21 protein-coding genes are annotated in these 23,155 nt (G+C 47.0%); 3 read left to right on the top strand and 18 right to left on the bottom strand.

Features of this window, described 5'->3' with window-relative positions; all coding sequences use genetic code 11:
* Positions 1 to 21: 21 nt before the first annotated feature.
* Positions 22 to 1,980: a phospholipase D-like domain-containing protein gene (locus M1J35_RS05360; RefSeq protein WP_254652933.1), complete on the bottom strand. Its 1,959-nt coding sequence runs from the start codon at positions 1,978 to 1,980 to the stop codon at positions 22 to 24.
* Positions 1,981 to 2,261: 281 nt separating this feature from the next.
* The gene (locus M1J35_RS05355) at positions 2,262 to 3,065 is read right to left on the bottom strand and encodes an RDD family protein (RefSeq protein ID WP_224521456.1); all 804 of its coding nucleotides are present in this window, start codon (positions 3,063 to 3,065) and stop codon (positions 2,262 to 2,264) included.
* A gap of 104 nt (positions 3,066 to 3,169) precedes the next feature.
* Between M1J35_RS05355 and M1J35_RS05350 the strand changes: the two genes are divergently transcribed.
* The gene (locus M1J35_RS05350; RefSeq protein ID WP_254652932.1) at positions 3,170 to 4,126 is read left to right on the top strand and encodes a stage II sporulation protein M; all 957 of its coding nucleotides are present in this window, start codon (positions 3,170 to 3,172) and stop codon (positions 4,124 to 4,126) included.
* On the opposite strand, the gene M1J35_RS05345 is transcribed toward M1J35_RS05350, so the two are convergent.
* From M1J35_RS05345 to M1J35_RS05295, 11 genes are all read right to left on the bottom strand, one after another.
* Positions 4,118 to 5,476 (bottom strand): DUF58 domain-containing protein, encoded by a 1,359-nt coding sequence (locus M1J35_RS05345; RefSeq protein WP_254652931.1) that lies wholly within the window; start codon positions 5,474 to 5,476, stop codon positions 4,118 to 4,120. The two genes, M1J35_RS05350 and M1J35_RS05345, sit on opposite strands and share 9 nt — an antisense overlap.
* Positions 5,427 to 6,356: an AAA family ATPase gene (locus M1J35_RS05340; RefSeq protein ID WP_061810314.1), complete on the bottom strand. Its 930-nt coding sequence runs from the start codon at positions 6,354 to 6,356 to the stop codon at positions 5,427 to 5,429. Before M1J35_RS05340 ends, M1J35_RS05345 begins: the two co-directional genes overlap by 50 nt.
* On the bottom strand, positions 6,353 to 7,480 hold the full coding sequence (locus M1J35_RS05335; RefSeq protein ID WP_254652930.1) for a DUF4350 domain-containing protein: 1,128 nt from the start codon (positions 7,478 to 7,480) through the stop codon (positions 6,353 to 6,355). Before M1J35_RS05335 ends, M1J35_RS05340 begins: the two co-directional genes overlap by 4 nt.
* 36 nt (positions 7,481 to 7,516) lie before the next feature.
* Positions 7,517 to 8,146 (bottom strand): DUF4129 domain-containing protein, encoded by a 630-nt coding sequence (locus M1J35_RS05330; RefSeq protein ID WP_224521459.1) that lies wholly within the window; start codon positions 8,144 to 8,146, stop codon positions 7,517 to 7,519.
* A gap of 63 nt (positions 8,147 to 8,209) precedes the next feature.
* The gene (locus tag M1J35_RS05325; RefSeq protein ID WP_224521460.1) at positions 8,210 to 9,136 is read right to left on the bottom strand and encodes a hypothetical protein; all 927 of its coding nucleotides are present in this window, start codon (positions 9,134 to 9,136) and stop codon (positions 8,210 to 8,212) included.
* Between the two features lie 221 nt (positions 9,137 to 9,357).
* Positions 9,358 to 9,990: a response regulator transcription factor gene (locus M1J35_RS05320; protein WP_034762656.1), complete on the bottom strand. Its 633-nt coding sequence runs from the start codon at positions 9,988 to 9,990 to the stop codon at positions 9,358 to 9,360.
* Complete coding sequence (locus M1J35_RS05315; RefSeq protein ID WP_224521461.1) at positions 9,983 to 11,032, bottom strand: sensor histidine kinase; 1,050 nt, start codon at positions 11,030 to 11,032, stop codon at positions 9,983 to 9,985. The genes M1J35_RS05320 and M1J35_RS05315 overlap by 8 nt, the downstream gene beginning before the upstream one ends.
* Positions 11,029 to 11,760, bottom strand: a complete 732-nt coding sequence (gene liaF, locus M1J35_RS05310; RefSeq protein WP_224521462.1) for a cell wall-active antibiotics response protein LiaF — start codon at positions 11,758 to 11,760, stop codon at positions 11,029 to 11,031. Before liaF ends, M1J35_RS05315 begins: the two co-directional genes overlap by 4 nt.
* 123 nt (positions 11,761 to 11,883) lie before the next feature.
* Entirely contained in the window at positions 11,884 to 12,537 is a 654-nt protein-coding gene (locus M1J35_RS05305) for a PspA/IM30 family protein (RefSeq protein ID WP_254652929.1), read from the bottom strand.
* 15 nt (positions 12,538 to 12,552) lie between these two features.
* Positions 12,553 to 12,897: a lmo0954 family membrane protein gene (locus M1J35_RS05300; protein ID WP_224521464.1), complete on the bottom strand. Its 345-nt coding sequence runs from the start codon at positions 12,895 to 12,897 to the stop codon at positions 12,553 to 12,555.
* A gap of 212 nt (positions 12,898 to 13,109) precedes the next feature.
* Complete coding sequence (locus M1J35_RS05295; protein WP_254652928.1) at positions 13,110 to 14,897, bottom strand: M3 family oligoendopeptidase; 1,788 nt, start codon at positions 14,895 to 14,897, stop codon at positions 13,110 to 13,112.
* 213 nt (positions 14,898 to 15,110) lie between these two features.
* On the opposite strand from M1J35_RS05295, the gene M1J35_RS05290 reads away from it, so the two are divergent.
* The gene (locus tag M1J35_RS05290) at positions 15,111 to 15,830 is read left to right on the top strand and encodes a tryptophan-rich sensory protein (RefSeq protein ID WP_263497692.1); all 720 of its coding nucleotides are present in this window, start codon (positions 15,111 to 15,113) and stop codon (positions 15,828 to 15,830) included.
* Between the two features lie 94 nt (positions 15,831 to 15,924).
* On the top strand, positions 15,925 to 16,059 hold the full coding sequence (locus M1J35_RS22675; protein WP_256503964.1) for a hypothetical protein: 135 nt from the start codon (positions 15,925 to 15,927) through the stop codon (positions 16,057 to 16,059).
* 14 nt (positions 16,060 to 16,073) lie between these two features.
* Here M1J35_RS22675 and M1J35_RS05285 read toward each other — a convergent pair whose 3' ends face one another.
* The 5 genes from M1J35_RS05285 to M1J35_RS05265 all read right to left on the bottom strand — a co-directional run bounded on the left by M1J35_RS05285 (position 16,074) and on the right by M1J35_RS05265 (position 23,087).
* Positions 16,074 to 17,951: a cation:proton antiporter gene (locus M1J35_RS05285; protein WP_224521465.1), complete on the bottom strand. Its 1,878-nt coding sequence runs from the start codon at positions 17,949 to 17,951 to the stop codon at positions 16,074 to 16,076.
* Between the two features lie 143 nt (positions 17,952 to 18,094).
* A complete protein-coding gene (locus tag M1J35_RS05280) occupies positions 18,095 to 19,411 on the bottom strand; it encodes an oligosaccharide flippase family protein (protein WP_254652927.1) in 1,317 nt (438 codons plus the stop codon).
* Positions 19,412 to 19,602: 191 nt separating this feature from the next.
* Complete coding sequence (locus M1J35_RS05275) at positions 19,603 to 20,931, bottom strand: glycoside hydrolase family 30 protein (protein WP_254652926.1); 1,329 nt, start codon at positions 20,929 to 20,931, stop codon at positions 19,603 to 19,605.
* Positions 20,928 to 22,295, bottom strand: coding sequence for a GH1 family beta-glucosidase (locus M1J35_RS05270; RefSeq protein WP_224521468.1), 1,368 nt, complete (start codon positions 22,293 to 22,295; stop codon positions 20,928 to 20,930). The genes M1J35_RS05275 and M1J35_RS05270 overlap by 4 nt, the downstream gene beginning before the upstream one ends.
* A gap of 15 nt (positions 22,296 to 22,310) precedes the next feature.
* Positions 22,311 to 23,087 (bottom strand): carbohydrate ABC transporter permease, encoded by a 777-nt coding sequence (locus tag M1J35_RS05265; RefSeq protein ID WP_254653688.1) that lies wholly within the window; start codon positions 23,085 to 23,087, stop codon positions 22,311 to 22,313.
* Between the last annotated feature and the right edge of the window lie 68 nt (positions 23,088 to 23,155).

Here is a 23,155-nt window from a genome sequence, read left to right as displayed (position 1 = left end):
AGAACCATCCTTTTTTCATATTTATTGAAGCACTCCGCCTGCATTCGCGTATCTTGCATTGAACTCCTGCAGGAATTGATTCGTGATGTTTTCATCATGGATGATAAGCATATTTTCATCATTCACATTATTACCGTTTTCGCTCCAGTTGGTCGACCCCACAATGACCGTTGGATCGCTGTTCGTGTCCGCGTCGATGAGCATCGTTTTGGCATGAAGCTTCCGACTTTCATTGGCTGCGTATACAGGTGCAGGATTCGCCCACCGTGTATTCGGGTTATTCGTACTCGTTTGGGTGGCCGTTCTCCCCGTCATTTCGATGCTTGCCGACCACCATTGGTTCCAGAAGCTTGGATCGAATACGCCTTTTACGTCAAAGCCAGTCCGAGTCCCCTGATTATCCACATAGCTTCCTTCCCATTTGTTCTTCAATTCGTCCACCAATGCCTGATCGCTCCAGGCGAAAATGGTGAAGTACGCATTTTCGTCCGCTTCCGTTTTCACAAGATCCCTCATGCGCCCAACAGCGTCATCCCCCGAAGAGAAATAAATTTCAACTTTATCGCCACCGATGGTCAGGGTATGAGGAGTATTATCGATTTTGCGGGTACTGAAATTGGAAACCGTATTATCCGGCGTCGTCGTCCCGCTTCCCCACATTTCTTCAAATTCTGTTTTATAGATAGAAGCAAGCTCAGGTGAATGGACCTCTACGACATGCTGCTGATTTCCGTCAAGGATTCCTTGCTCCATGTTTTCTTCCGTTCCATAGAGTCCTGTAACGGTAAAGTTCCAGCTGCCGGTGAAGACCCATTGCCCATCGATCACCGCAAATTTATTATGCATCTGATTACCGGGAGAATAGTAGCTGTCCGTGTCTTTCAGTTCTCCTTCGACAAACATATAGCCTGTAGTCGCCGTACTTCCGACTGTCACATTACGCTTTGGAAAGTCATTGAAGCTTGCTGGTAAACCATAGGCCCCACGCTTCGTTGCATCTTCAACGACAAACATGGGAGAATCCGATAAAATATGGGCATCGTCCCCAGTTCCGACTACTCCATCCTTTCCTCGGACAAGCTTTTCCAAGTTTAGACGCATCGTCTCATAACGTTCTGCATAGTGAGGATCACTTCCGTCCTTCGCGTCTGCCAGAATTCGTACGTCCACCCCTTGAGCGGCTTTTTCCATTAGCGCATCCACCACCCGCGGCAGATTGATTTCATATGTGGCGAAATCGATTGACGTTGTCGCTGCATTCAATCGCTTTAATAATCGATCTTCGAGATTGACATTGTAGTTTGCTTCATTACCCGGCATGGCGTATTGAGTAGAGGCACTTTTATTGAAATAGACATTGATGGCCCCCAGTTCCTCTCTCACATTCGTAAGGGATTCACTCCCATCACCCGCCGGAGCTTCGGCATTAGCCGCTTTAGGTGTCCCGAATCCACCTTCGTATGAAGTGGTTGCCGTACTCCAATTCGTTGAGACGGTCCCACTGACAGACGGATCGATCCTCGACATCGTCGCTTTCGTCGTATTGTCCCCGGCATACCATCCGTTTACTTCATCGATGATGGTACCCGATGCATCTTTCAAATACAGGGTTTCATTGGAATTCCCAAGGCTTCCTGTATATACTTGATCAGCTGTAACAGTTGAGATCGTGCTGTCGCTCGTTCTTTCCAGCAAAAAATAACCCTGTGCCGCAACCGTCCCGCTTAAGGCAATGCTTGGTGAACCGTCCCCGGCTTCAAGTGTCCAACCATCAAGGACAAGATCCGTTGAAGTCGGATTGTGGAGTTCCATCCATTCATTATTGTAGGAACCTGTCGTTCCCATCCATGCCACTTCATTGATGACGGCTGTCTGAGTGGCCGCTTTCACGCTCTTATTTCCATCCTGTGGTTGAATGAATCCTCCCGTCAGCAAAAACAGGATACTGATGATCGATAATGATACCTTTTTTGTCTTCATGCCCTTCCCCTTTCAGAATGCAAAGATATTAAAATGATTACAGTACAAGTATATTTTGTCGCATTTTGTAATGTAAGGGGAGAATGGACATGATTTTTCTAACCATTTTGTAAATTTTGTAGATTCAGTGTAAATCGTCATCACTATATTCCTACTAGTTTTACTTTATTTACTAATAGATTTGGTCTATTAAGAAACAAACGTTTACGTTAAAGGAACAACCCCATCCAGGTACAAAGACCCAATAAAAAACGGCGAAGTCCTCTTCAGACTCTGCCGTTTTACCATTCGATTTCCCATTCTTCCCTCAATGCCAAATAGAGAAGGAGAAGGGTGTTTTCAAGTTCTTCATACGTCTTGCCCTCCATATCCATTCCCAGTTTCGGAAACAGGATATCGGCCAATTTTTTGCTTAATTGATTTCGCTCTGAAAGGGGCAGCTGCAGGAAGCGATTCGCGTACGTCCTGACCAGGTTCCATTCTTTCGTACCGAGCTGCTTCAGTGTCCATTCTTCGACTGACAGGTCTTCCTGCCTGAGCCCTCGTTGCCGGATTTCTTTTTCGATGGCTTTCTCTTTTCTCTTCCCTTTGACCCGTCGTTCATGCACGACGATGGTTCCTGCGACGATGTCACCCAGCCGTTTATGCTTGGAGTGAAGGAAGATCATGATCATTCCGAGAAAATAGGAAACCGGGAGCATGTCGATGATTCTCATCAGATTACGGATGAAGCAGGATAAGAGTGTGACACTATGTCCATTCTCCTGTATTACGCGGATGCCCAACATCCGTTTTCCCACTGTTTTCCCTCCCCAGAAGTACTCCAGTGCAAAGAAATATCCCCAGTTAATGACAAAGATGGTGATCAAGAAGAACCCCAGGAGAACTGAGTTGAAATCGAACATATTTAGTTTCAGGTTATCATCTGCGAGGACGAAAAACAGGAGCACCACAATCAAAATGTTCACAATGGTCAAGATGATTTGATCGATCATAAGAGCCGCGGCACGGCTTCCAAGTCCCGCAGGCTGAAATTTCAGGGATACATATTCGGGCGTCCGGATATCGACCTGTTCTTCATGCATATCCATCCCCTCCTTTTGGTTGAATTTACCTTTAATAGTTTCTATTTTTTTCTAAACTTACTATAATAAGAGATAAGAAATCCAATGAACGAGTAGGTGTCACAATGAAAGTGAAGCAATTTGTCAAACAGCACCGGGATGATTGGAAGTCTCTTGAGGATCTCCTCGGAACGTTGCGAAAAAGAAAGAATATGACGGGAACGTCCATCGATCAGTTCAATCGCCTCTATCAAAAGGCTGCCCAGAATTTATCGTACAGCCAGACCTATTTCCCCGAAGAAGAAGTGACGGATTATTTAAACGGACTCGTGTCGAAATCTCACAATCTCTTTTATAAAGATCAGATCACAAGTGGAAAGCAAATCCGGCATTTTTTCTCCACGACGTTTATCGGTCTCCTTCTCGATCAATGGAAATTCGTTGTCCTGGCAATGGTCTTGTTTACGATCGGTGCACTGGGTGCCTTTCTTTCCATCGTGAATGATCCCCTGCATCTTTATTCCTTCCTCCCCCCTGAAATGTCTCAGGGAGTGGATCCCGGTAATCTGGGAAAAAGTGACGGGGAAGTGAATTCTTCTATCATGTCTGCTGCCATCATGACCAATAATATCAAAGTGGCCTTCCTTGCTTTTGCAGGCGGTGTCACGTTCGGCTTATTGACGATGTATATGCTCGTATACAACGGCATCATTGTCGGTGCCCTCGCCGCCGTCTTCTGGCATCAGGGAATGAGCTACGAATTCTGGGCATATATCGTCCCCCACGGCATGATTGAGCTTACGGCCATTTTCATAGCCGGTGGTGCGGGATTATTGATGGGTTATAAGCTTTTCGTACCCGGACGCTTCACGCGGGGATATCAACTGAAGGAGCAGGCTAAGCGATCCGTCCAGCTCCTCCTCGGTACGATCCCGCTATTTGTCATCGCCGGGCTCATTGAAGGCTTCATCACACCGGCCGCGATTTCACTTCCTGCGAAGTACATGGTCGCTCTGTTGACGGTTGCCGGACTGATTCTCTATGTGGCCATCGGTAAGCTCCGACTCAGCAGATTACACTAATCCGCGATTCATCAGATCTATATAGTACGAAACGGCGGTCGTTGCCAGTTTCTCTTCACGGGCCTCCACCATCAGGAGGCCCTGTTTTTCCCACTTGGATTTCTCCCTCTTTTTAACGAGCATCTGTTTCTGGGCCATACTCTTCATCATGGCCTGGATCTCGTCAATCGGCTCCGATTTGATCCTTTTCACCAACATGTCATCTTCGATCCCGATCATTAAAAAGAGATGCTGCCTGCGCAGTCGTTGCAGATAATAGAGAGCATTATCTTCATGGAGGAATGTGTGGATATCGCTGAATAATAACAGCAGACTCCGTTTCTTCTGGACCGTCTGGACGTAATGGAGGACGGCAGCATAATTGGATTCCGCCGCGTCCACCTCGAGATTATAAATGCGGTGGAGGATGGTCTGGAGATGCGCCATCCCTTTGGCAGGCGGGATGTAGACCTTCACATTCTTACTGAAAGCGAGGACCGAAACATAGTCCCCGTTCTGAAGGGCAGCCGCCGTGACGGTCATGGCGGCTTCAAGGGACCTCTCCAGCCGGTTCCCTTTCTCAAGCTCCGCCCCCATCATCCGTCCGCAATCAATGAGAATCGTGATATACTTTCCATGCTCAGGTTCATATTCATTCGTCATCACTTCTCTGAGCTTTGCCGTTTGACGCCAGTTGATCTTTCTTGGATCATCCCCCACGACGTAATTCCTGATTTTCGAAAACTCCCCTGCGCCACTCTGCATCTTCCGGATTTTCACCCCTTCATACAGTAAAAACCGCTGGGCATCTTCGAGTACCTTTCTCGTCTCAGTGAGATCGGGGATGACTTTCACCTTCTCCACCGTTTCCACGGTTTTTTGTTTCTCCCATAGTGCCAGTGAGCTCCGGTAGCGGAAATAGAGCCGGGTTAACTCATAGTCCCCCCGTACAGGTGTCACCACATGGTAAGAGGGCTTAGCAGTTGAATGTCCGGATAGCTTCCCTTTAAGTGGGAACGTGGCTTGAAAGCTTTGCGGTGTCCCGTCCAAGAGACGATACGACATATCCCGATCCGATGTGTTATGGATCGTTAATTCGACCGTATAATCAAGTCCCCTTTCCATTTGATCAGGGATGTTCCTCTTTACTTCAATATTTTTCTTTGAAGGAGAGAACGTTAAATCGATGAGACTCAAAGCGAGAAACAAAGCATTCAATACAAAGATCCATGTCCACGACAGCCCAACCAGCGTGCCTGCAAAAAGGATACCTGAAAAGCATGCGTACACAATCAGCAGACGCCCAGTCGGCAGGATCCCCTTATCTTGGAACAGTAATCGACCCAATAAGCTCCTGGATGACTTGGTCAATGGTCAGTCCCTCCAATTCTACGTGCGGGGATAGCTGGATGCGATGTCTGAGGGCCGGTCTTGCCACCATTTTGATATCATCAGGGGTGACATAGTCCCGCCCTGACAGATAGGCCCACGACCTGCCTGCCTTCCCGATGGAAATGGCCGCCCGTGTACTTGCACCGAAGCGGATCGTCTCCGTTTCCCGGGTTTTCCTGACGATTTGCATGATATAATCCAATACCGCGTCGCTCAGGGTGACCTCCTCGATTTCTTTCCTGATGGATAAGAAGGTTTCAATGTCGAGGACCGCCCCCACTTCACTCCGGTCCACATGATTCTCGATCACCTGTTTTAAAACCGATTTCTCTTCTTCAAATGAAGGGAAATCAATATCGAGCTTGAACAGGAATCGGTCTTGCTGAGCTTCGGGAAGCGGGTAGGTACCTTCGAATTCAATCGGGTTCTGGGTTGCCACCACAAAGAATACCTCTTCAAGGGGGTACGTCGATCCTTGGATCGTTACCTGCTTTTCTTCCATGGCTTCAAGGAGTGCCGCCTGGGTCTTCGCCGGTGTCCGGTTGATTTCATCGGCTAATAGGACGTTGGTGAAAATCGGTCCCTTAATCGTTTGGAAACGGTTGTCCTTCATGTTATAAATCGTACTTCCCGTTATGTCACTCGGCAGCAGGTCCGGGGTGAATTGAATCCGGTTAAAGCTTCCTCCAAGCAAACGGGACAATGTTTTGACCATTTGAGTCTTCCCGGTGCCCGGTACCCCTTCGATCAATACATGTCCTCCTGCGAGAATCGAAGACAGCAAGAGTTTAAGATTCGTCCCCTGTCCTACGATGCGCTCTTCAAATATCTCCATTAAGGATGTGATTTCTGGTTTCAACGATCCTCCACCTCTTTCCTGAATAATTCTAATCTTTTCGACCACATGATGTATTCCTGTTTACTGATTCTTTCTTTATTCAGCACACCCTTTATCCCCATTAAAAAGGAGGCGATTTCCTTTTCGGAGAGGGTTTGCAGTCTCCGTTCCAACAATTCTTTCAAGTCCCCCCACTCTTTACTCGTCGGGATCCCCCACCGCTCCTGGAACAGGAGTCTTACATAATCAGACTGGATCAGAAGGGAAGCCTTGTACTGTTTCCCTTTCAAGTACCACGCTGATAGGGCCTTGATTCGCTCATCGCTGAACCGGACCGTTTCCTCCCGGGGGGTGAGGATGCCCCCGAACCGTTTCCCCTGCATCCATAGCCCGAGTAAGGTGAAGATGGCCGATTGAAGAAGCAGAAGCAATAGCCATTGCGGGTATAGAGTCGCAAGGGATGCCCCGCTTTCTCCTCCGTGGAGGAATTCATCAAACAGGATGGTCCCCTCTTCGGCACCACCCTCTTTTAATAAAAGAAGGATCAGAGAAAGATGATCCTTCTCAAGGATACTGCCGTTCGTCATCCAGGCAGGAGTGGTGGAAACAATGAGTGACCCCTGACCTACGTCCGTTTTGTAGGCGATTGTTCCATCCACATCATCCAGGAGGACCTTATCTCCCGTCTCTTCCTCAAGGCGGACGCCTGATAAAGTATCGGTTTTATATGTATTTCCTTTCCCGTCCCGTACAAGGGGAAGAATGGGGCTGTCTATCATTTCCGTCTTGATATCGAACATCCCTTTTGGATTATCCTTCAGAAGGAGGATGGTATTTCCCCGCCTCATGAAATCCTCGTATTCTTCCATTTCTTCCTGATCCGGGACTGTAAAGGGCTCCGCCATGATCAAAAGCTGGCCGGTTTCTTTTTTGGACAACCGGTCAGGTGAAAGGGACCATCTAGAAATGGCATCCCCTTCGTTTTCCAAATAGGTGTAAAGGGCCTTTATCCCTGTTGGCGAGGGGGATTCTGATACGTAGGCCGGATACTCCTTCAGCTTTTCCGGAGAAAGAAAGACCCCGATCACGATGAATACACCAAGAAGACCCACCAGGGGAATCCACCTTTTTATAGTTAACTTCAATGCCCGATCCTACCTCCTTTCCCTTACACTGTCCATCTATGAATCTCCATTTTCCAACCAGCTGCGGGCTTCCTGTTTATAGTGATGATACTCCTCTTCCTCCACTTCTCGTTCACCATATGCAACCTCGTCAAATAAAAGGGCAAGCCGGTAGAATCGATCCGCCCATCTTTGATTCACTTTACGAAGCTCGTCGTAATATTCCCAATTCGTCTTCCACACGCGCGCCTCCAGATACTCCCTTTCGTGAAAGTACAGAAGCAATGCAAGGAACATATGACGGGTGGCTTTCGAATAATCACCCAGGTCCTCATGCTTACGGGCTTCCTCAAGATGCCTTGTATAAGACCATTCCATCTCGTTCATGGATTGAAGGGGCTTGTTCGAACGGAACTTGCGCCTTCTCACCCCGTTTCGCACCGCATTGAATGCGATGAGGAGAAGGATGCCCACAACGATGACAATGAGTGTGATCAGGATCCCCGATGCCGCCCCGCCTGTCGGCTCAAGAGAAGGGTCAATGTTTCCGAGCAGATCCCTGATCCATTCCTTTGCCTTTTCCCACAAGCCCGACAGCAGGCCCTCATGATCCTGAATGTAGGCTTTGTATTCTTCCCTTTCCAGAATTTCTTCGAGTTGATCCCGTGCTCTGTTTTCATTCAACACTTTCTTCACCTGGCTTTCAGATCAAAAGCCCGGAACCCCGGGCCAGACTGTATACTTCCTTGGTTAAATCGTACGGTAGTCATCAATCATTTCATTTAAATCATCCGCATCATGCCTTGTTTTCAGGTCAAAGAACATCACTCCGAAACCAACAGCGAACAACATGGTCGTAAATAATGTCACCACATTGAGGATCATCCCGTATAAAACACTATTCCCCAATGCCAGGCCGAACGTGAATTCAAATGCGGTATTGACGATCCCGATGATCAGCCCGAACACAATATACAATCCAATGATGGTGAATGTGCGCTTCTTCGTCAGTCTCCAGCTTCTTCCAAGTCCAGGTGCGTCATGCTCAATGGCCGCCGCTCCCAGATAGAAGCTCCATCGTGTCAACAAATAAGCGACTACAGCCGCAATGAGGAGGAATAAGACGATGATCGTAATGATTACCCCGACCCCTGTATCAAATAAGGCAGCACTGAATACCCCTGCGATCCCGATTGTGAAAATAGGGACAAAGATGAATCCAAACACAATCAATCCGAATAGGATACTGCTTCCGATGATCGGCCAAAAACGGGAGAATCCTTCTTTGATGACCAGCTTGACCGAGTAGTCTTCATTTTTCCTCATATGATTCAGGGTGAACAATATCGCCGCCTGGGCGATCGGTGACAGAATCATTGTGATAAGACCAATCAGTGCCGCGCCGAGTTCCGCTCCCACATTCACAGCCGGCCCTTCCTCAGGTGAAAACTCTCCTGAAAAGCTATTGACAATTCCTTCGAACCAGGTTTCCCCTGACCCTGTCGTTCTAAAGAAACTGACTCCCGACGCAAGATCAATGAGAGCCTGCAACAAATAGACAGGTCCCAATAATACAAGGACAATCAGGAAAAAATCTTTGAAATGATTCTTACTTAGTCGAAATGTATGATCCAGTATTTCACCGAATCGCTTTGGTTTACTGAATTGTGCGTTCATATTCTGACCCTCCGCTATTTTTCAAATTTTTACAATATATCGCTTATTTTAACATTATTCCTCCTTCAGTTGATGAAATATTTGTCATTTTCCTGCACTAATTTACTATCAGCATCCTATGCCTGTTCATATGGTCCCATTTGCATTTGATGCTCTCTGCCTTCTTCTTTCTATACGAAAAAGTGACCCAAAAGTTTTCATTTTGGGTCACTTTTCTTATATTATTTAGCGAGATCATGTTTAAAGGCATAGATGACGGCCTGGGTCCGGTCCTGAACTCCGAGCTTCGACAGGATGTTGCTCACGTGGGTTTTCACTGTTTTCAGGGCGATGAATAATTCATCGGCGATTTCCTGATTCGTTTTCCCCTGCGTCATGAGAAGGAGGATTTCAAGCTCCCGGTTCGTCAATTCCTCATGGGGATGGGAAACGGTCTTCTGCCTCATCCGTGTCATCATCTTCCCCGTCACTTCGGGCTCGAGTATCGACTGACCGTTATGGGTTTTGCGAACCGCTTCTGCGATTTCACTGGCCTTCGATGTTTTCAGCATATAGCTGACGGCACCCGCTTCAAGGGCAGGATACACCTTATCATCATCGAGAAAGCTTGTCACAATGATGATTTTCGCATCCGGCCACTCTCGGATGATTTCTTTCGTCGCCTGAATCCCATCCATTTCCTTCATCACAAGATCCATCAGGATGATATCCGGACGCAGTTCAAGGGCCAGCTGCACACCTTCTTTCCCATCTGACGCTTCCCCGACGACATCGATATCCGCCTGGGCCGACAAATAAGATGATACACCGATCCTCACCATTTCATGATCATCCACAAATACTACTTTAATCATTCTTTTCACCTTCATTCTCTACAACGGGAACCTTCACTTCCAATCGCGTCCCCTTATTTGGCACACTAATGACTTTAAACGTCCCACCGATTTCAATGGCCCGTTCCCTCATATTTTGAAGCCCATACGAGCTCGTCACCTTCGACTCATTCACATCAAACCCGAGGCCATCGTCCACCACCCTCAAGATGATGATCGACTCCCTCTTAATGAGGCGGATGTCGAGGGAAGTCGCTTTGGCATGGCGAAGTGTGTTCGAAACCGACTCCTGCAGAATCCGGAACAAATGATCTTCAATTCCCTTATCCAGGCTCATGTCCTCTATTTTCCATTCGATCTCAAGGGGGACCTTCTGAGCTAATTCGACCAACAGCTCCTTCATTCCTTCTTGAAGATTCTTTCCTTTTAACGCCACGGGACGAAGATGGAGGAGGAGCGCCCTCATTTCAAGCTGCGACTGATGAATCATCTGTTCGACCATTCCCAGCTGCTTCTCTTCATGGGGGGTCCTGTGGGGGGAGGGTGTCTCCGTGATCGCCGACATGAGCATCGATGCAGCAAACAGTTGCTGACTGACCGAGTCATGCAATTCCCTCGCCAATCGATTCCGCTCCTGAGATACGATTTCCTGTATCCTCTTTTCCTGCTCCTCGGCTTTTTCATTGGCAAGTTTCTGGGAGTACCGGGCTTGATCGGTGAGATGCTTCCCAAGGGCGTCGACCTTTTTCCACACCTGCTGCACCTCGGAGGTTGCCGTTTCAGGGATGGTGATCGTGCGCCCCTGCTCCACGTGATGGAGGGCATCTTCCATTTCCCGCAGTTGCCGCTTATCCTTCAAGCCGCTCCCGATGCCGAAAACAATCCCGATCACAATACTGAACACGAGAATAAACCCGGCTCCAGGTATATCCATGATTTCCACTTCCCATAAAAGGGACCAATCCTGTAACGGATATAAATAAAAGAAGGAAAGAGATAAAAACAGCACCATGACAAGGGAAAAGAGGATACCTGCAACGACCTGCTTACTGACCGTACTCATATTCTCTTCACCTCAAGATCCCCGATCCACATGGAGGTGATGATCTTTACCCGCTGGACCGCATCATCGTATCCCGGTGTTTGATAATAGAGGGACTGATTGATCGCCTTCGGTTCCACTTCATCAAAAATCTCGATGGATCCCGCCAGGACCGAATGATGCACACTCACTTCCACGTCATATGGGATCAGAATTTCGATATTCCCCAGTATATTCCGGATGGATACAACGGAAGTACCTTTTGGAAGTACCGTATTCCCGATGTCGATGACCGAGTCCCCGATGACGCCCTGGATGTTGATATCATTCCATTCGTACACATCATCCGGCGTCCGCTTGGGACCGAACCACTCATTCTGAAGAGCCGCTCTTTTCATCATGAGCGGTTCATGGCTTTGGGTAAACGTTTCCTTGATGGACGGCGTGATATGCTTCGGATGTTTCTTTGAATCGGCGAAACGTACAATGATAAAGAGAAGAATGCCAAATAACAGGAATTTAAATGCGACCGTATTGAAAATATTGATCGCTAAGCTGATGATCCCGAACCACAGCAGGATCTTCCCCGACGTCCTCGGCAGTTTTTTGCGTCCGATATAAATGCAGAATGCCGCTATCGATAGAAAGACAAGAACCCCCCCATCATAAAAGGAGACTTCCAGCAGTATAAGTAATGTCCCGATTAAGATGATCCAACTGATCCCGTCAGAGCGTAAGCGATTGAACACGGGGGTCCCTCCTTTCCGATTATGTATGTAACGGCTCAAATCCTAAGATAAAACGGGGTGAACCCATCATGGGCTCCCCCTTTTTTACGTTATCATGTTTTTCTTCATTTAGAATACCATGTTTCAGGACGGAATGGCTTCTGTTTCCTCATTTTTCATTTCTTTTTCCAATTTAGCGATTTTCGCGTCAATTGTGTTCCGGTAATAGGAAGAATTCACACCGTGCTCCAGTTGATCTAAGTATGTTTCAATTTCATCAAACTTAGAAAATGCCTGATTATTATACCCTGAAGATGATTCCAGGACAGAGTTCATTTTGTTATGAGCGCGGGCAATATTTTCCCTGCCCATCAGCTCCATGCGCTTGATGTACATATCCTTTAGCTTGTGCTTCATTTCTTCATATTTACGCTCAAGCTCTTCAAGCTCTTTTGTTGCTTGCAGTTTGGATTCCTGGATGCGGACGGCACGTTCTTCATAGTATTTTTGTTCCTGGAGGGCAAATTCATACAGGCCATCTTCATTTGCCTTTGACGCTACCTCTGCCTGGTACTTCCGTTTGTCAGCAAGAACCGAAGCCTGCTGGTACTCTTTTTGAAACTCTTCTTTCAAGAGATACTGTCTTTCGACAAGCTTTCTTACCTTTTCCACTTCCTGCTCACACTGCCTTAAGTAATGATTCAGGACGGCAATCGGGTTTTTCTTTTCCTTTTTATCGATTGCTTCGTGAAGGTCTGACATGACGGTATTCTTCAATCTTTGAAATAAATTTGCCATTATTAAATCTCTCCTTTAGTTTTTTAATTGAGACCATTCTCTTTCAAAGTTCGTGAAGGGATCAGATGATGACTCTTCCACGATGACTTCTTCTTTCTTCCAGTTCTTATAGATGACATACAGGACATACAGAGCAACGAGCCCGATGATCGCCGGGAAGTTCGATACAGTTGCACTGAATGCGGCAAGACCGATCAGTGCCCATAGGATTTTCTTCCCTGTGGAGTCTGTCTTGACGAAACCTTTAAAGCTGTAATACATGATCACTAACGAGATCGCAAGCCCCACAATCGGTCCTAAATTGGCAAGCAGCACAATCGCTGCAATCCCTCCAGCTAAAAGCAATCCGAATTTCTTCATATGTTGTTGCCTCCTTTCTTCTTCATGTCTCTATCCTACCTATTTTCCGGATTTCCCATAACGAGCCGGAGCTTTATTTTCGAATCAGACTTGAGGCTTAGGAGGGGTGGGACTATAGGAATTTTGAAGGGAGGATTGATGGTGATGGATGGGGGTGGGTTAAAAACAAAGGTCCGTCCCTCAATACAAGGGACGGACCTCAAAACGTTTATTTAGTTCGTCAGTTCAAGGAATTCTTCTACATCGGCGATGCATAAGTTGATTCCTTTTTGCCAGAAGGCTTCTTTGGTGATGTCCTCACCGAGGTGCTTCATGGCAAGGTCTTCCACGTTCATGACGGCTGTGTCACGGAGCAGGGCCATGTATTTCTCTTCATAGCTTTCGCCGGACTCCAGTGCCTTCGCGTAAATGCTCAGCGAGAACAGGTAGCCGAATGTATACGGGAAGTTATAGAACGGCACTCCTGTGATATAGAAATGAAGCTTCGAGGCCCAGAAACGCGGGTGGACCTCTCCCAGTGAATCGGCGAATGCTTCCTTCTGGGCTTCCACCATCAGGTCGTTCAACGTATCGACAGACACGACCCCTTTTTTGCGTGCTTCATAGAAACGGGTTTCGAATAAGAAGCGGGCATGGATATTCATGAAGAACGCGACGCTCCTCTGAAGTTTATCTTCGACAAGGGCAATCTTTTCTTCCTTCGTTTCCGCTTCCTTCACGGCTGCATCCGCCACAATCATTTCGGCAAAAGTCGAGGCCGTTTCTGCGACATTCATGGCGTAATTGCGATTCAACGTATGCATTGGCTTTAACGCATAGGAATGGAATGCATGGCCCAATTCATGGGCGAGTGTCGAAACATTCGACATCGAGCCTGAGTACGTCATGAAGATCCGTGATTGATCGCTTAACGGGAATGATGTACAGAAGCCGCCGGGACGTTTTCCTGAACGGTCCTCTGCTTCGATCCACTCATCCTCAAAGGCTTTTTCTGCAAACTGGGCCATTTCACTTCCGAAACGGGCGAACTGTTTCAGGATGAATTTCGCTCCTTCATCGTATGACATCGTGCTCGTCGATTCCGCCACCGGAGCGTCCAGGTCATACCAGTCCAGTTTGTCCTTGCCGATCAATTTCGCTTTCCGGTCCAGATACTGGACGAAAGGCTTTTTGTTTTTGCTGATGGCCCCCCACATGGCGTCCAGGGTTTCCTGCTTCATTCGGTTGTACTCAAGGGGCTCCTTCATCAATTCGCCCCAGCCCCGCTTTTTATACACATTCAAGCGGAAGCCGCCAAGATGATTAAGGGTACGGGCAAAAAGCTCTTCATTCTGTTCCCATGCGTTCTCCAGTTTATCAAAAACCTCTTTCCGGGTTTTCGCATCGGGGCTTGATAGAAGATTATTGGCCTGTCCCACCGAGAGGCTTTTTCCGTCGTGAGTAATGTCCATCGCACCGACGATCGTGTCGTACATCTGTCCCCAGCCGTGATATCCGTCGACGGCCAATGCCTGGATCAAGGATTCCTCACTGCTTGAAAGTTTGTCCTTCGCTTTTTGTCTCCACTCATTCAGCACAAACGTGATTTCACTCAGGCGATCATGCTTCAGCAATTCTTCCCACACTTCTTCCCTGCAATCTGAAAGCTGCTGTTGGAATTTCGTGAAAGTTGATGAGAAATCGGCACTCAGGGTTGTCACTTCGCTTCTGAGAGCATCCGCCTTCCGGTCATGCATGTTCTGAGCTTCCAGACAGCTGACAAAAGCACCGGCCTGGCGCAAATACAACATCACGTCCTTCGCTTCATCAATGAGCTTCCACACAAGCTCCCCATCCTTCGCCGATTGAGGCGGGTGAAAGGCAAGCGCATTCTCTGCGAAATCATTTTTCTTCTTTTCTAATGTATCGAGATGATTCCTGAATTCCTGTGATTCACTTCCTCCTTGGAAAAAAACATCTAAATTCCAAACCGTTGAATATGTATGAGTTGTATGGTCCATAATGTCCCCCTAATGTAATATGTAAATTGTCCCTATCCTATTTTTAATTCTCGATAAAACCTCTAAATCCTTCATGATCTTTTACAATTCCTTTTACCTAAACTCTCTTCATTTGGTTTTTAAACGGATAAAAGTGGAATAGTATATAGCAAACAACAGGTCTCGAAAGGGATCCTTTCCGGCATCACCATTATTTTTCAAGGGGGATACATTATGAAGTTGATTTTAAATATTCTAGCCTTCGCATTGGTGATTGTCATGAATACGCTGGCTGTCACACTGCCTTTGAACAATCAATCCACGAGCGAAATCAGTGACCGGCTGGATATCATGATCACTCCTGCAGGCTACGTTTTTTCCATTTGGAGCCTCATTTACCTTCTGCTCGCCATCTGGATCATCCGCCAATTCCCTAAAGCAAGACGGGAGCTCCCGCTTTATCAGGAAACGAGCGGTCTATTTGTCCTCAGCTGCCTTTTGAATTCAGGATGGATCCTGGTATGGCACTATAATTATTTTCTCGTTTCCGTGTTTGTTATGCTCGGACTTTTATTAACCCTCATCGCCCTGTATAGACGGGTGAAGAGCACAGGTCCGTCCCTCTTGGATTCGGCCCCTTTCTCGATTTATCTAGGATGGATTTCGATTGCGACGATTGTGAATATCACCTATTATTTAACGGATATCGGCTGGAACGGATTCGGGTTTTCCGAGCTTATCTGGGCATACCTGGGATTGATTGTCGCGACTGTCCTTGCCTTCTGGTTCCGTATCACCCAGCATGATCTCCTATACCCACTCGTATTTGTATGGGCCTTTATCGGTATCGGCGTCAAGAATATGGCAGATCACTCCACCTATTCATATACCGCCTATGCCCTTGCCGTCATCATCCTGATCTTTGACCTTGTCTACAAGCGCACACGCAGATAATATGGAAGGTCCGTCCCCATGGTTGAGGGACGGACCTTTCTTCCTGCATAGAATCGTCCCCTGTGACTGACATTAAGGAATAGGGGGTGTTTGGATGGATCAGCAGAAGAGGAATGTTTCGAAAGCAGGTACGGACATTGACGAGGTGAAACGTCAGAACGCACAATCCGGCCTGACGTACAATCAAGTGAAGCAGCTGTTAGGTGAGCAATATACAGGTAAAAAGTAAAAGAAAGCGCCGACTCAGTCGGCGCTTTCTTTCTGTTGTTCTTCTTTAGCTTTTGTTTCCCTTTGAACCGTAAGCTTCTCCTGAATCTTATTGAGTTCCTTACAAGGCTGTGTCAGGCTGACAATCACATCTCCCTGCTCAATCTTCGGTGATGAGCCTTCCGTAAAGAATTCGATTCTTCCCGTCGGTTTATGGGCAAACATCAGCAGGGTATTTTCATCCCGCTCGTGTAAATACTCTTCGAAGGTGTATTTTTCCGTGATATTCGTTTTCCTGAATACGTCTCCGCGCTCGACACGTTTATTCAACTCTTCCCACGTGACATGGTTTTGGAAGAGAATGCGTCCACCAATTGTATGGACCATATCTTCCAGGTCATCATCACGCTTGCTCCTGAGGCTCAGCTGGAAGAGGTTGTTCCGCCCGATTTCAGGTACGAATGTCGTACAGACGAGGGCGTTATAGGAGTCGAGTTCTGTTGCTGCAATCATATATTCATAAGGAGTCATATCCAGATAATACTCGGTCTGCTCGGATAAAATCTCTCCCCTGTAAAAAGGGATCCCGGCTTTTCTGACCGAAAACAATCGCTGCCAGGAGGAATCTGTGATAAGGACCGGTATCTTCATATTCTGAAGGGTTTTGGCAAATTCGGTACTGAACTTGCTTCCTCCGACAATCATGACACCCGGCTGCTCGCTGATGGCCAGATCCAGTTTCTTAGCCAGCCATTTAATCGAGAATCCATGCGCACATACGGTTGAGAATACAAGGGCGAATGTGAGGGATGTCAAAATCTTCGCATCCTCGAACCCCTTCTCCAACAATACCGATGCAAAGTAGCTTGATACGGTCAAGGCTACGATTCCCCTCGGTGCGATCCATCCCACAAGGATCTTCTCCCTGACGGAGAGGTCCGTCCCTATCGTGGAAAGCCAGATGGACACCGGCCGTACGATGAATAGCATGAGCAGGACGAATGCGATGATATTCCAATTGAAGATCTGGAATAGGGTATCGACGGTTAAGGAAGCCGTCAGCATCACGAATATGGTCGATATGAGCAGCACCGATATATTTTCCTTAAAGTGACGCATGTCGTCGATGGATGAAATATGCATATTCGCTAACGTCATCCCCATGGCCGTTACAGCAAGGAGGCCGGTTTCATGTGTAATATGATCCGAAATCGTGAAACAGGCAAGGACAAGCGCGAACACGACAGGTGACTTAAGGAATTCCGGAACATGTCCATTTTCAAAGATAAAGCCTGTGAATTTCCCGAGCGCCCATCCAAATACGACGGCAAACAGGGATGCGGCAAAGAATAACAGTAATGATAATCCCGTTACATCGTCACTGATCAAAAAGTTGATGATTTCAAAGGCAAATACCGCGATCAATGCGCCGAATGGGTCGACGACGATCCCTTCCCACTTCAGGATTGCTGCAGGTCTCGGCTTAAGCTTCGCCTGCCTGAGTAGCGGAAGGATGACCGTTGGACCCGTTACGATGAATAATCCTCCGATCACGAAGGCCACAGCCCACGATAATCCTGCAACATAATGGGCTCCAAGGGAACCGAGGATCCAGGCAAGGAGGGCTCCGAACGTCACGATCCTGAATACCGGTTTCCCGAGTCCCCTCACTTCGCGGAAATCAAGATTCAAGCTTCCCTCAAAGAGGATGATGGCAACAGCCATCGAAATGATGGGTTTAAACACTTCCCCAAAATCGTCCTTAGGATTGATGAGGCCGAAGATCGGACCTACGAGCAGTCCGACAATCGACATGACGACGATGGCCGGCAGCCTGAATCTCCAGGCAAGCCATTGGGAAGCGATCCCGAGTACTCCGACTAACATGATGTTGAATAAAATAGAATCGATCATATATTTCTCCTTTAAAGGTTATGAAATCAGCCATCATAACAAAAGAATGGTATGTAGGTGTTACAGATTACAAATAGAATAAAAGGTCCGTCCCTCCTATTGCAAAACAAATGCCTCACGCTCGCACATTTGTTTTGTATAGTTTACATTTTTATGGCTGATTTTAACCAAAGAGTCGTTTCCAATTCCCTGCAGATGGTCACATAGTGGAGCATGGTGATCAAGACGGCTCCTGCATTCATGCCCAGGATGACACCTTCCATTCCAAAACGGGAACCAAGCAGGTAAATGAGTGAAAACGAAAAGACACTCGACCAGATGGTATGAAGGAGAGCATCCTTCACCAGTCCAAGGCCGATCAAAAAAGCCTGAAGGGGAAACACCAGAAAATGAAACAGGAAGTACGGCCAAAGCAGCTTTAAATAATAGGCGGAGGAAACAGAGTGAAAAAACGTCCCTGTTATGTAGTCTCCGAGCGTATAGTAAATGATCACGGCCGGTACACCGTAGCCCAATGTGAGCCACATCACTTGCTTAAGATGGGTCAGGATCCCATCAAAATCCTTGGACGATACTTTTTCCGATACGGTCGGGATCAAAACGATCAACATCGAAAATGCAATGAACGAAGGAAAGAACCCGATGGTGAGGGCAATTCCCGCCAGCATCCCGAAATGTTCATTCGCATCCACCGCTCCCATCCCCGAAAGGACGAGGGCCCATTTGATCAAAAAAGGCTGTATGGCATGGGTCAGTGCATGGAAGATGCGAAGGACCGTGGTCGGGATCGAAACAGATAGCACTGACTTTCTCATTTCACTTGTTGATAGTGTAGAATGGCTGTTCTTTCTTTTACCCTTAATTTCAAGAACGTAAGCATGAATCAAATAGACAAAAACCACCACTTCACTGGCAATTAACGTCCCAAGGGCAATGAAGATGGATGTATCGATGCCAAAGGATAAAAATTGATAGATGGACACCAATAAAAATAACTGGATTCCTTTACGAAGAAAATTCGCCGCTGCGATTTTCCCCATCTTCTGTATCCCCATGAAATACCCTCTTGTTATGGAAGTGAAGGCTACAATCGGGATCACGATCAGGACGAGCCAACGAATCCCGGAGTGATATCCTTGGAATAAAGGAGTCCAGGCGTAAACCATCACCATGATCAATAAAAGAATGCATGTGGTGATGATCGCAAACCTGAAAGCATAGTGCAGCATCCCCCTGTGGTAGCTTTCCTCCTTTTCTGCAAAGAATTTAGAAAGGCTGATCGGCAGTTCCATGCTCGACAAAATGACGATCAGGAATACCGTCGGGAGAATCGACATGTATGTGCCAAGCCCTGCTTCCCCAAGCTCCCGGGCAAGGATCATATTAATGATAAATTCCAGGCATTCCCCTACGAATGCCGTCACCACCAACACCAATGTACCTCTTAAAAACAGACTCATATGCTTGTACCCTGCCTTTATGTAAGATGGTCTATTCTATGATGGTTGTCCGGGGAATATGAGACGTGGGTGCAGGCCGGAGAAAGTACGGTGGTAGAAGTGTTGCGTCGGATTCGGGGAACTTAGTGAAAAATCATAATACCCACTCTCAATCAAAATAAAAAGCAGCCCCCAAAAGGACTGCTTTCCAACTAACGGATCATAAAAGTGGCAATCGAATGCAATGGAAGAGTCGTATTGAAACTCCCCTCACCTATGGCAAGCGAGATCTGTTCCTCACGGTCATTCGCATTCATCACAATGACGACGATCTCCCCGTCTGGATTTTCAAAGGAAGCAGCCGATACAGCGTCATTGGAAATCTGACATCCGATACGTCTTGCTCCGACTTTGATGTATTTGCTGAAATGCCCGATGTAATAGTACGAGCTATTGTACCGGACCTCGTCATTCACAGTGTCGACAATCACCGGTGCATCGCAGTAATTCCCGACATGGTTCGGTCCGCCTTCTTCGTTCAATACGATGTTCCAGTCGATCCACGCTTCAAGGTAATTGTTCAAATCACCCATTATATTCCGGCCATAGCGTTCACCCGTATCCCAGGCGCCGGGTCTGACCCCGCCTTCGATGCATCCTTCTGTAAAGATCAAATGCTTATCAGGAAAGTCGTGATGCACTTTAGAAAGGTTATCAAACTCCTCTGATACATACCAGTGGACACCTGTTCCCCACACATACTTGGCCGCTTCGGGATCAGACAGGACCGCCTTCGCACGTTCATGAATCACATCACGATTATGATCCCAGATGATGACCTTCACATCCCCGTGGCCATGTTTCTCGAGGGACGGACCTAGATGATCTTTAATGAAGTACCGTTCTTCTTCCCCTGTGTACAGGCATGAATCCCACACCTGCTTCGCTTCCGGTTCATTCTGGATCGTCAATCCCCAGATTCCGATCCCCTCTTCTTCCATCGCCTCTATATACTTCGAGTAGTAGTCTGCCCATACGGATTGAAACTCGGGCAATAGTTTCCCTCCGTTGTTCATTTCACCGTTCGTTTTCATCCATGAAGGAGGACTCCACGGAGAAGCCACGATGGAAAGTTCCCCTCCGGCTACTTCCTTCGCTTCCCGGATAAGGGGAATCACGAGCTTCTTCTCCCTCTCGATGGAGAAGCTTTCCAGCGAAGTATCTCCATCTTCCACATAGGCATAGTTCCCTAATGAAAAGTCACAGCTGTTGATATGCGTCCGGCCGAAGCGGTAACCAAGTCCTTCTGACGGATCGAAATAACGGTGGATGATTTCTTTCCTTTTTTCAGGGCTGATGAGGGAAAGGCTGTGAGCCGCCGCTTCGGTGAATGCACCGCCAAATCCCAATATTTCCTGATATTTAAGCTCCCGATCGAGTTGGATGTGGGTAGAAGCACGTCCTTCAGAAAAAGAAACCGGTTCTTTTTCAGAGAACCGATCTCCTGTTTCTTTAGCTGTCAAAATCACCTTCATATTCATTGGGCTACTTCCTCGGCATTGGTATGGAGGCCATGCTTCTGTTTATGATCCCGAATGACTTCAGCATAACGGAAAGCACTGTCTTTCCAGATTCGCTCCTGGGTATCGAAGTCGATATAAAGGATGCCGAAACGCTTATCATATCCGAAGCTCCACTCGAAATTATCCATCAGTGACCATAAATAATATCCTTGAATGTTCATGCCTTCTTCATTAAGGTCAGAAACCGCTTGAAGATGCAGATTTAAGTAGTTGACACGTTCGTGATCATGCACTCTTCCATTTTCCAGCACATCATCATAGGCGGCTCCGTTTTCCGTGATATAGATTGGCAGATCCGTATATTCCTCTCTCAGGCGGCGGATGAGGTCCTTGAATTCATTCGGCGCGATATCCCAGCCCATGCCTGTTTTTTCATAATCGGAATAAGCTCCCTTATGCATGAAATCATTGGCGGCACTGAACTCGACGATCCCCCGGCTGTAATAGTTGATCCCGAAGAAATCACATTCCGTTGAAATCAGGTCCATGTCCCCTTCTTTAATAAAGTCATAGGAGTGAACATATTTTGAGAATAAGTTCATCATGTCTTTCGGATATTCTCCCTTGAATACTGGATCCAGGAACCAGCGATTCGAGTAACCGTCCGCGTTGTTGGCAGCAAGAAGGTCATTCACTGAATCCGTGTTTGGATACACAGGTGACAGGTTCAACGTGATGCCGATGTCGGTTTCAGATTTGAATTCTTTCTTCAGCAGCTCAACCGCTTTTCCGTGGGAGAGAAGCATATGGTGGACCGCTTTCACTGCTTCATCCAGATTCGTATGACCCGGTGCATGGACGCCTTGATGATAGCCAAGGAACCCTGCACACCAAGGTTCATTATGGGTAATCCATGAATCGACGACCGCATCAAGTTCCGCGAAGCACACTCTTGCATAGTCCATGAACCATTCTACAGATTCACGATTGACCCATCCGCCTTCTTCATGGGCCCACATCGGCAGGTCCCAGTGATACAGTGTCACAGCTGGCTTGATGCCTTCTTCTTGAAGTTTTGCCGCCAATTTTTTGTAAAAGTCCATTCCTTCCTGATTGTACTTCCCTTTTTCAGGAAAGATACGAGGCCAGGCAATGGAAAAACGATAAGTGTCTACACCAAGGCGCTTGATATGCTGAATGTCTTCTTCGAATCGGTGGTAGTGGTCACAAGCGACATCACCATTATGCTGCTTATATACTTTCCCTGGAATGTCACAGAACATATCCCAGATGGACGGAGTTCTTCCTCCTTCATTATGTGCACCTTCGATTTGATACGATGATGTGGCGGTTCCAAAGGTAAATGTTTGATCAAATTTCATCGGTCATTCTCTCCTCTATTCTTTGATTGATCCTGCTGAAATGCTGTTGACGATATATTTAGACAGGAATAGGAAGGCAATCATGATTGGTACGACTGAAATCGCGATTCCTAAGTACATTGAACCTAAATTTTGTGCCACTTGAGATCCCTTCAAGAATCCCATCAATACTGGCAGCGTATATTTCTCAGGTGAGAACAGGATGACGAGTGGCATGATGTAGTTATTCCATGATCCAATGAACGTGAAGATCGACATCGTCGCAATTGCCGGCATCATGATCGGAATCGCCACTGTATGGAAAATCTTGAACTCACTTGCCCCATCGATGCGGGCAGCTTCGATTAAACTTGGATGAAGCGTGGTCTGGATGTATTGTCGTAAGAAGAATACGACGAACGGACTTGCTATGGCCGGAACGATCAGAGGAATGAAGGAATCGAGGATCCCCAGATTTTTACTCAGTTCGTAGAAGCCGATGAGCCCCAACTGTCCTGGGACCATCATCATCACAAGCATGAACACGAACAGGAAATTCTTCCCCTTGAATGTGTAAAAGGCAAATCCATAGGCAGTCAATGCTGAGAAATACCCTGATAATAAAGTCGTAAGGACAGAGATGATCAGACTATTCTTGAACCCCGACCAGATGTTTACGTACTCCATCATCGTCGTGTAGTTTTCAACTAAAGAACTCCCCGGTACCAAGGTGAATCCAGACAGGATCGCTTCATTTGACCTTGTAGCATTCACAAGCATCATCAGGAATGGAATGAAGCAGACAATCGCCATCAACACAAGTACGATGTAGATGATGCTCTTCACAATGGTGTTTCTGGTTTTCAGTTTGGACTCATGTG

The organism is Rossellomorea sp. KS-H15a (assembly GCF_024195245.1).
GTDB classification, from domain to species: Bacteria; Bacillota; Bacilli; order Bacillales; family Bacillaceae_B; genus Rossellomorea; species Rossellomorea vietnamensis.
Note: the sequence above shows the minus strand (reverse complement) of the source record. Positions and strands in the feature narration are given on the sequence as shown.

Bases quoted from the DNA above. Each gene is read 5' to 3' on its own strand.
- M1J35_RS05360 (WP_254652933.1), bottom strand. From the start codon at position 1,980: ATGAAGACAAAAAAGGTATCATTATCGATCATCAGTATCCTGTTTTTG.
- M1J35_RS05355 (WP_224521456.1), bottom strand. From the start codon at position 3,065: ATGCATGAAGAACAGGTCGATATCCGGACGCCCGAATATGTATCCCTG.
- M1J35_RS05350 (WP_254652932.1), top strand. From the start codon at position 3,170: ATGAAAGTGAAGCAATTTGTCAAACAGCACCGGGATGATTGGAAGTCT.
- M1J35_RS05325 (WP_224521460.1), bottom strand. From the start codon at position 9,136: ATGAACGCACAATTCAGTAAACCAAAGCGATTCGGTGAAATACTGGAT.
- M1J35_RS05320 (WP_034762656.1), bottom strand. From the start codon at position 9,990: ATGATTAAAGTAGTATTTGTGGATGATCATGAAATGGTGAGGATCGGT.
- M1J35_RS05315 (WP_224521461.1), bottom strand. From the start codon at position 11,032: ATGAGTACGGTCAGTAAGCAGGTCGTTGCAGGTATCCTCTTTTCCCTT.
- M1J35_RS05305 (WP_254652929.1), bottom strand. From the start codon at position 12,537: ATGGCAAATTTATTTCAAAGATTGAAGAATACCGTCATGTCAGACCTT.
- M1J35_RS05300 (WP_224521464.1), bottom strand. From the start codon at position 12,897: ATGAAGAAATTCGGATTGCTTTTAGCTGGAGGGATTGCAGCGATTGTG.
- M1J35_RS05295 (WP_254652928.1), bottom strand. From the start codon at position 14,897: ATGGACCATACAACTCATACATATTCAACGGTTTGGAATTTAGATGTT.
- M1J35_RS05290 (WP_263497692.1), top strand. From the start codon at position 15,111: ATGAAGTTGATTTTAAATATTCTAGCCTTCGCATTGGTGATTGTCATG.
- M1J35_RS22675 (WP_256503964.1), top strand. From the start codon at position 15,925: ATGGATCAGCAGAAGAGGAATGTTTCGAAAGCAGGTACGGACATTGAC.
- M1J35_RS05285 (WP_224521465.1), bottom strand. From the start codon at position 17,951: ATGATCGATTCTATTTTATTCAACATCATGTTAGTCGGAGTACTCGGG.
- M1J35_RS05280 (WP_254652927.1), bottom strand. From the start codon at position 19,411: ATGAGTCTGTTTTTAAGAGGTACATTGGTGTTGGTGGTGACGGCATTC.
- M1J35_RS05275 (WP_254652926.1), bottom strand. From the start codon at position 20,931: ATGAATATGAAGGTGATTTTGACAGCTAAAGAAACAGGAGATCGGTTC.
- M1J35_RS05270 (WP_224521468.1), bottom strand. From the start codon at position 22,295: ATGAAATTTGATCAAACATTTACCTTTGGAACCGCCACATCATCGTAT.
- M1J35_RS05265 (WP_254653688.1), bottom strand. From the start codon at position 23,087: ATGGCGATTGTCTGCTTCATTCCATTCCTGATGATGCTTGTGAATGCT.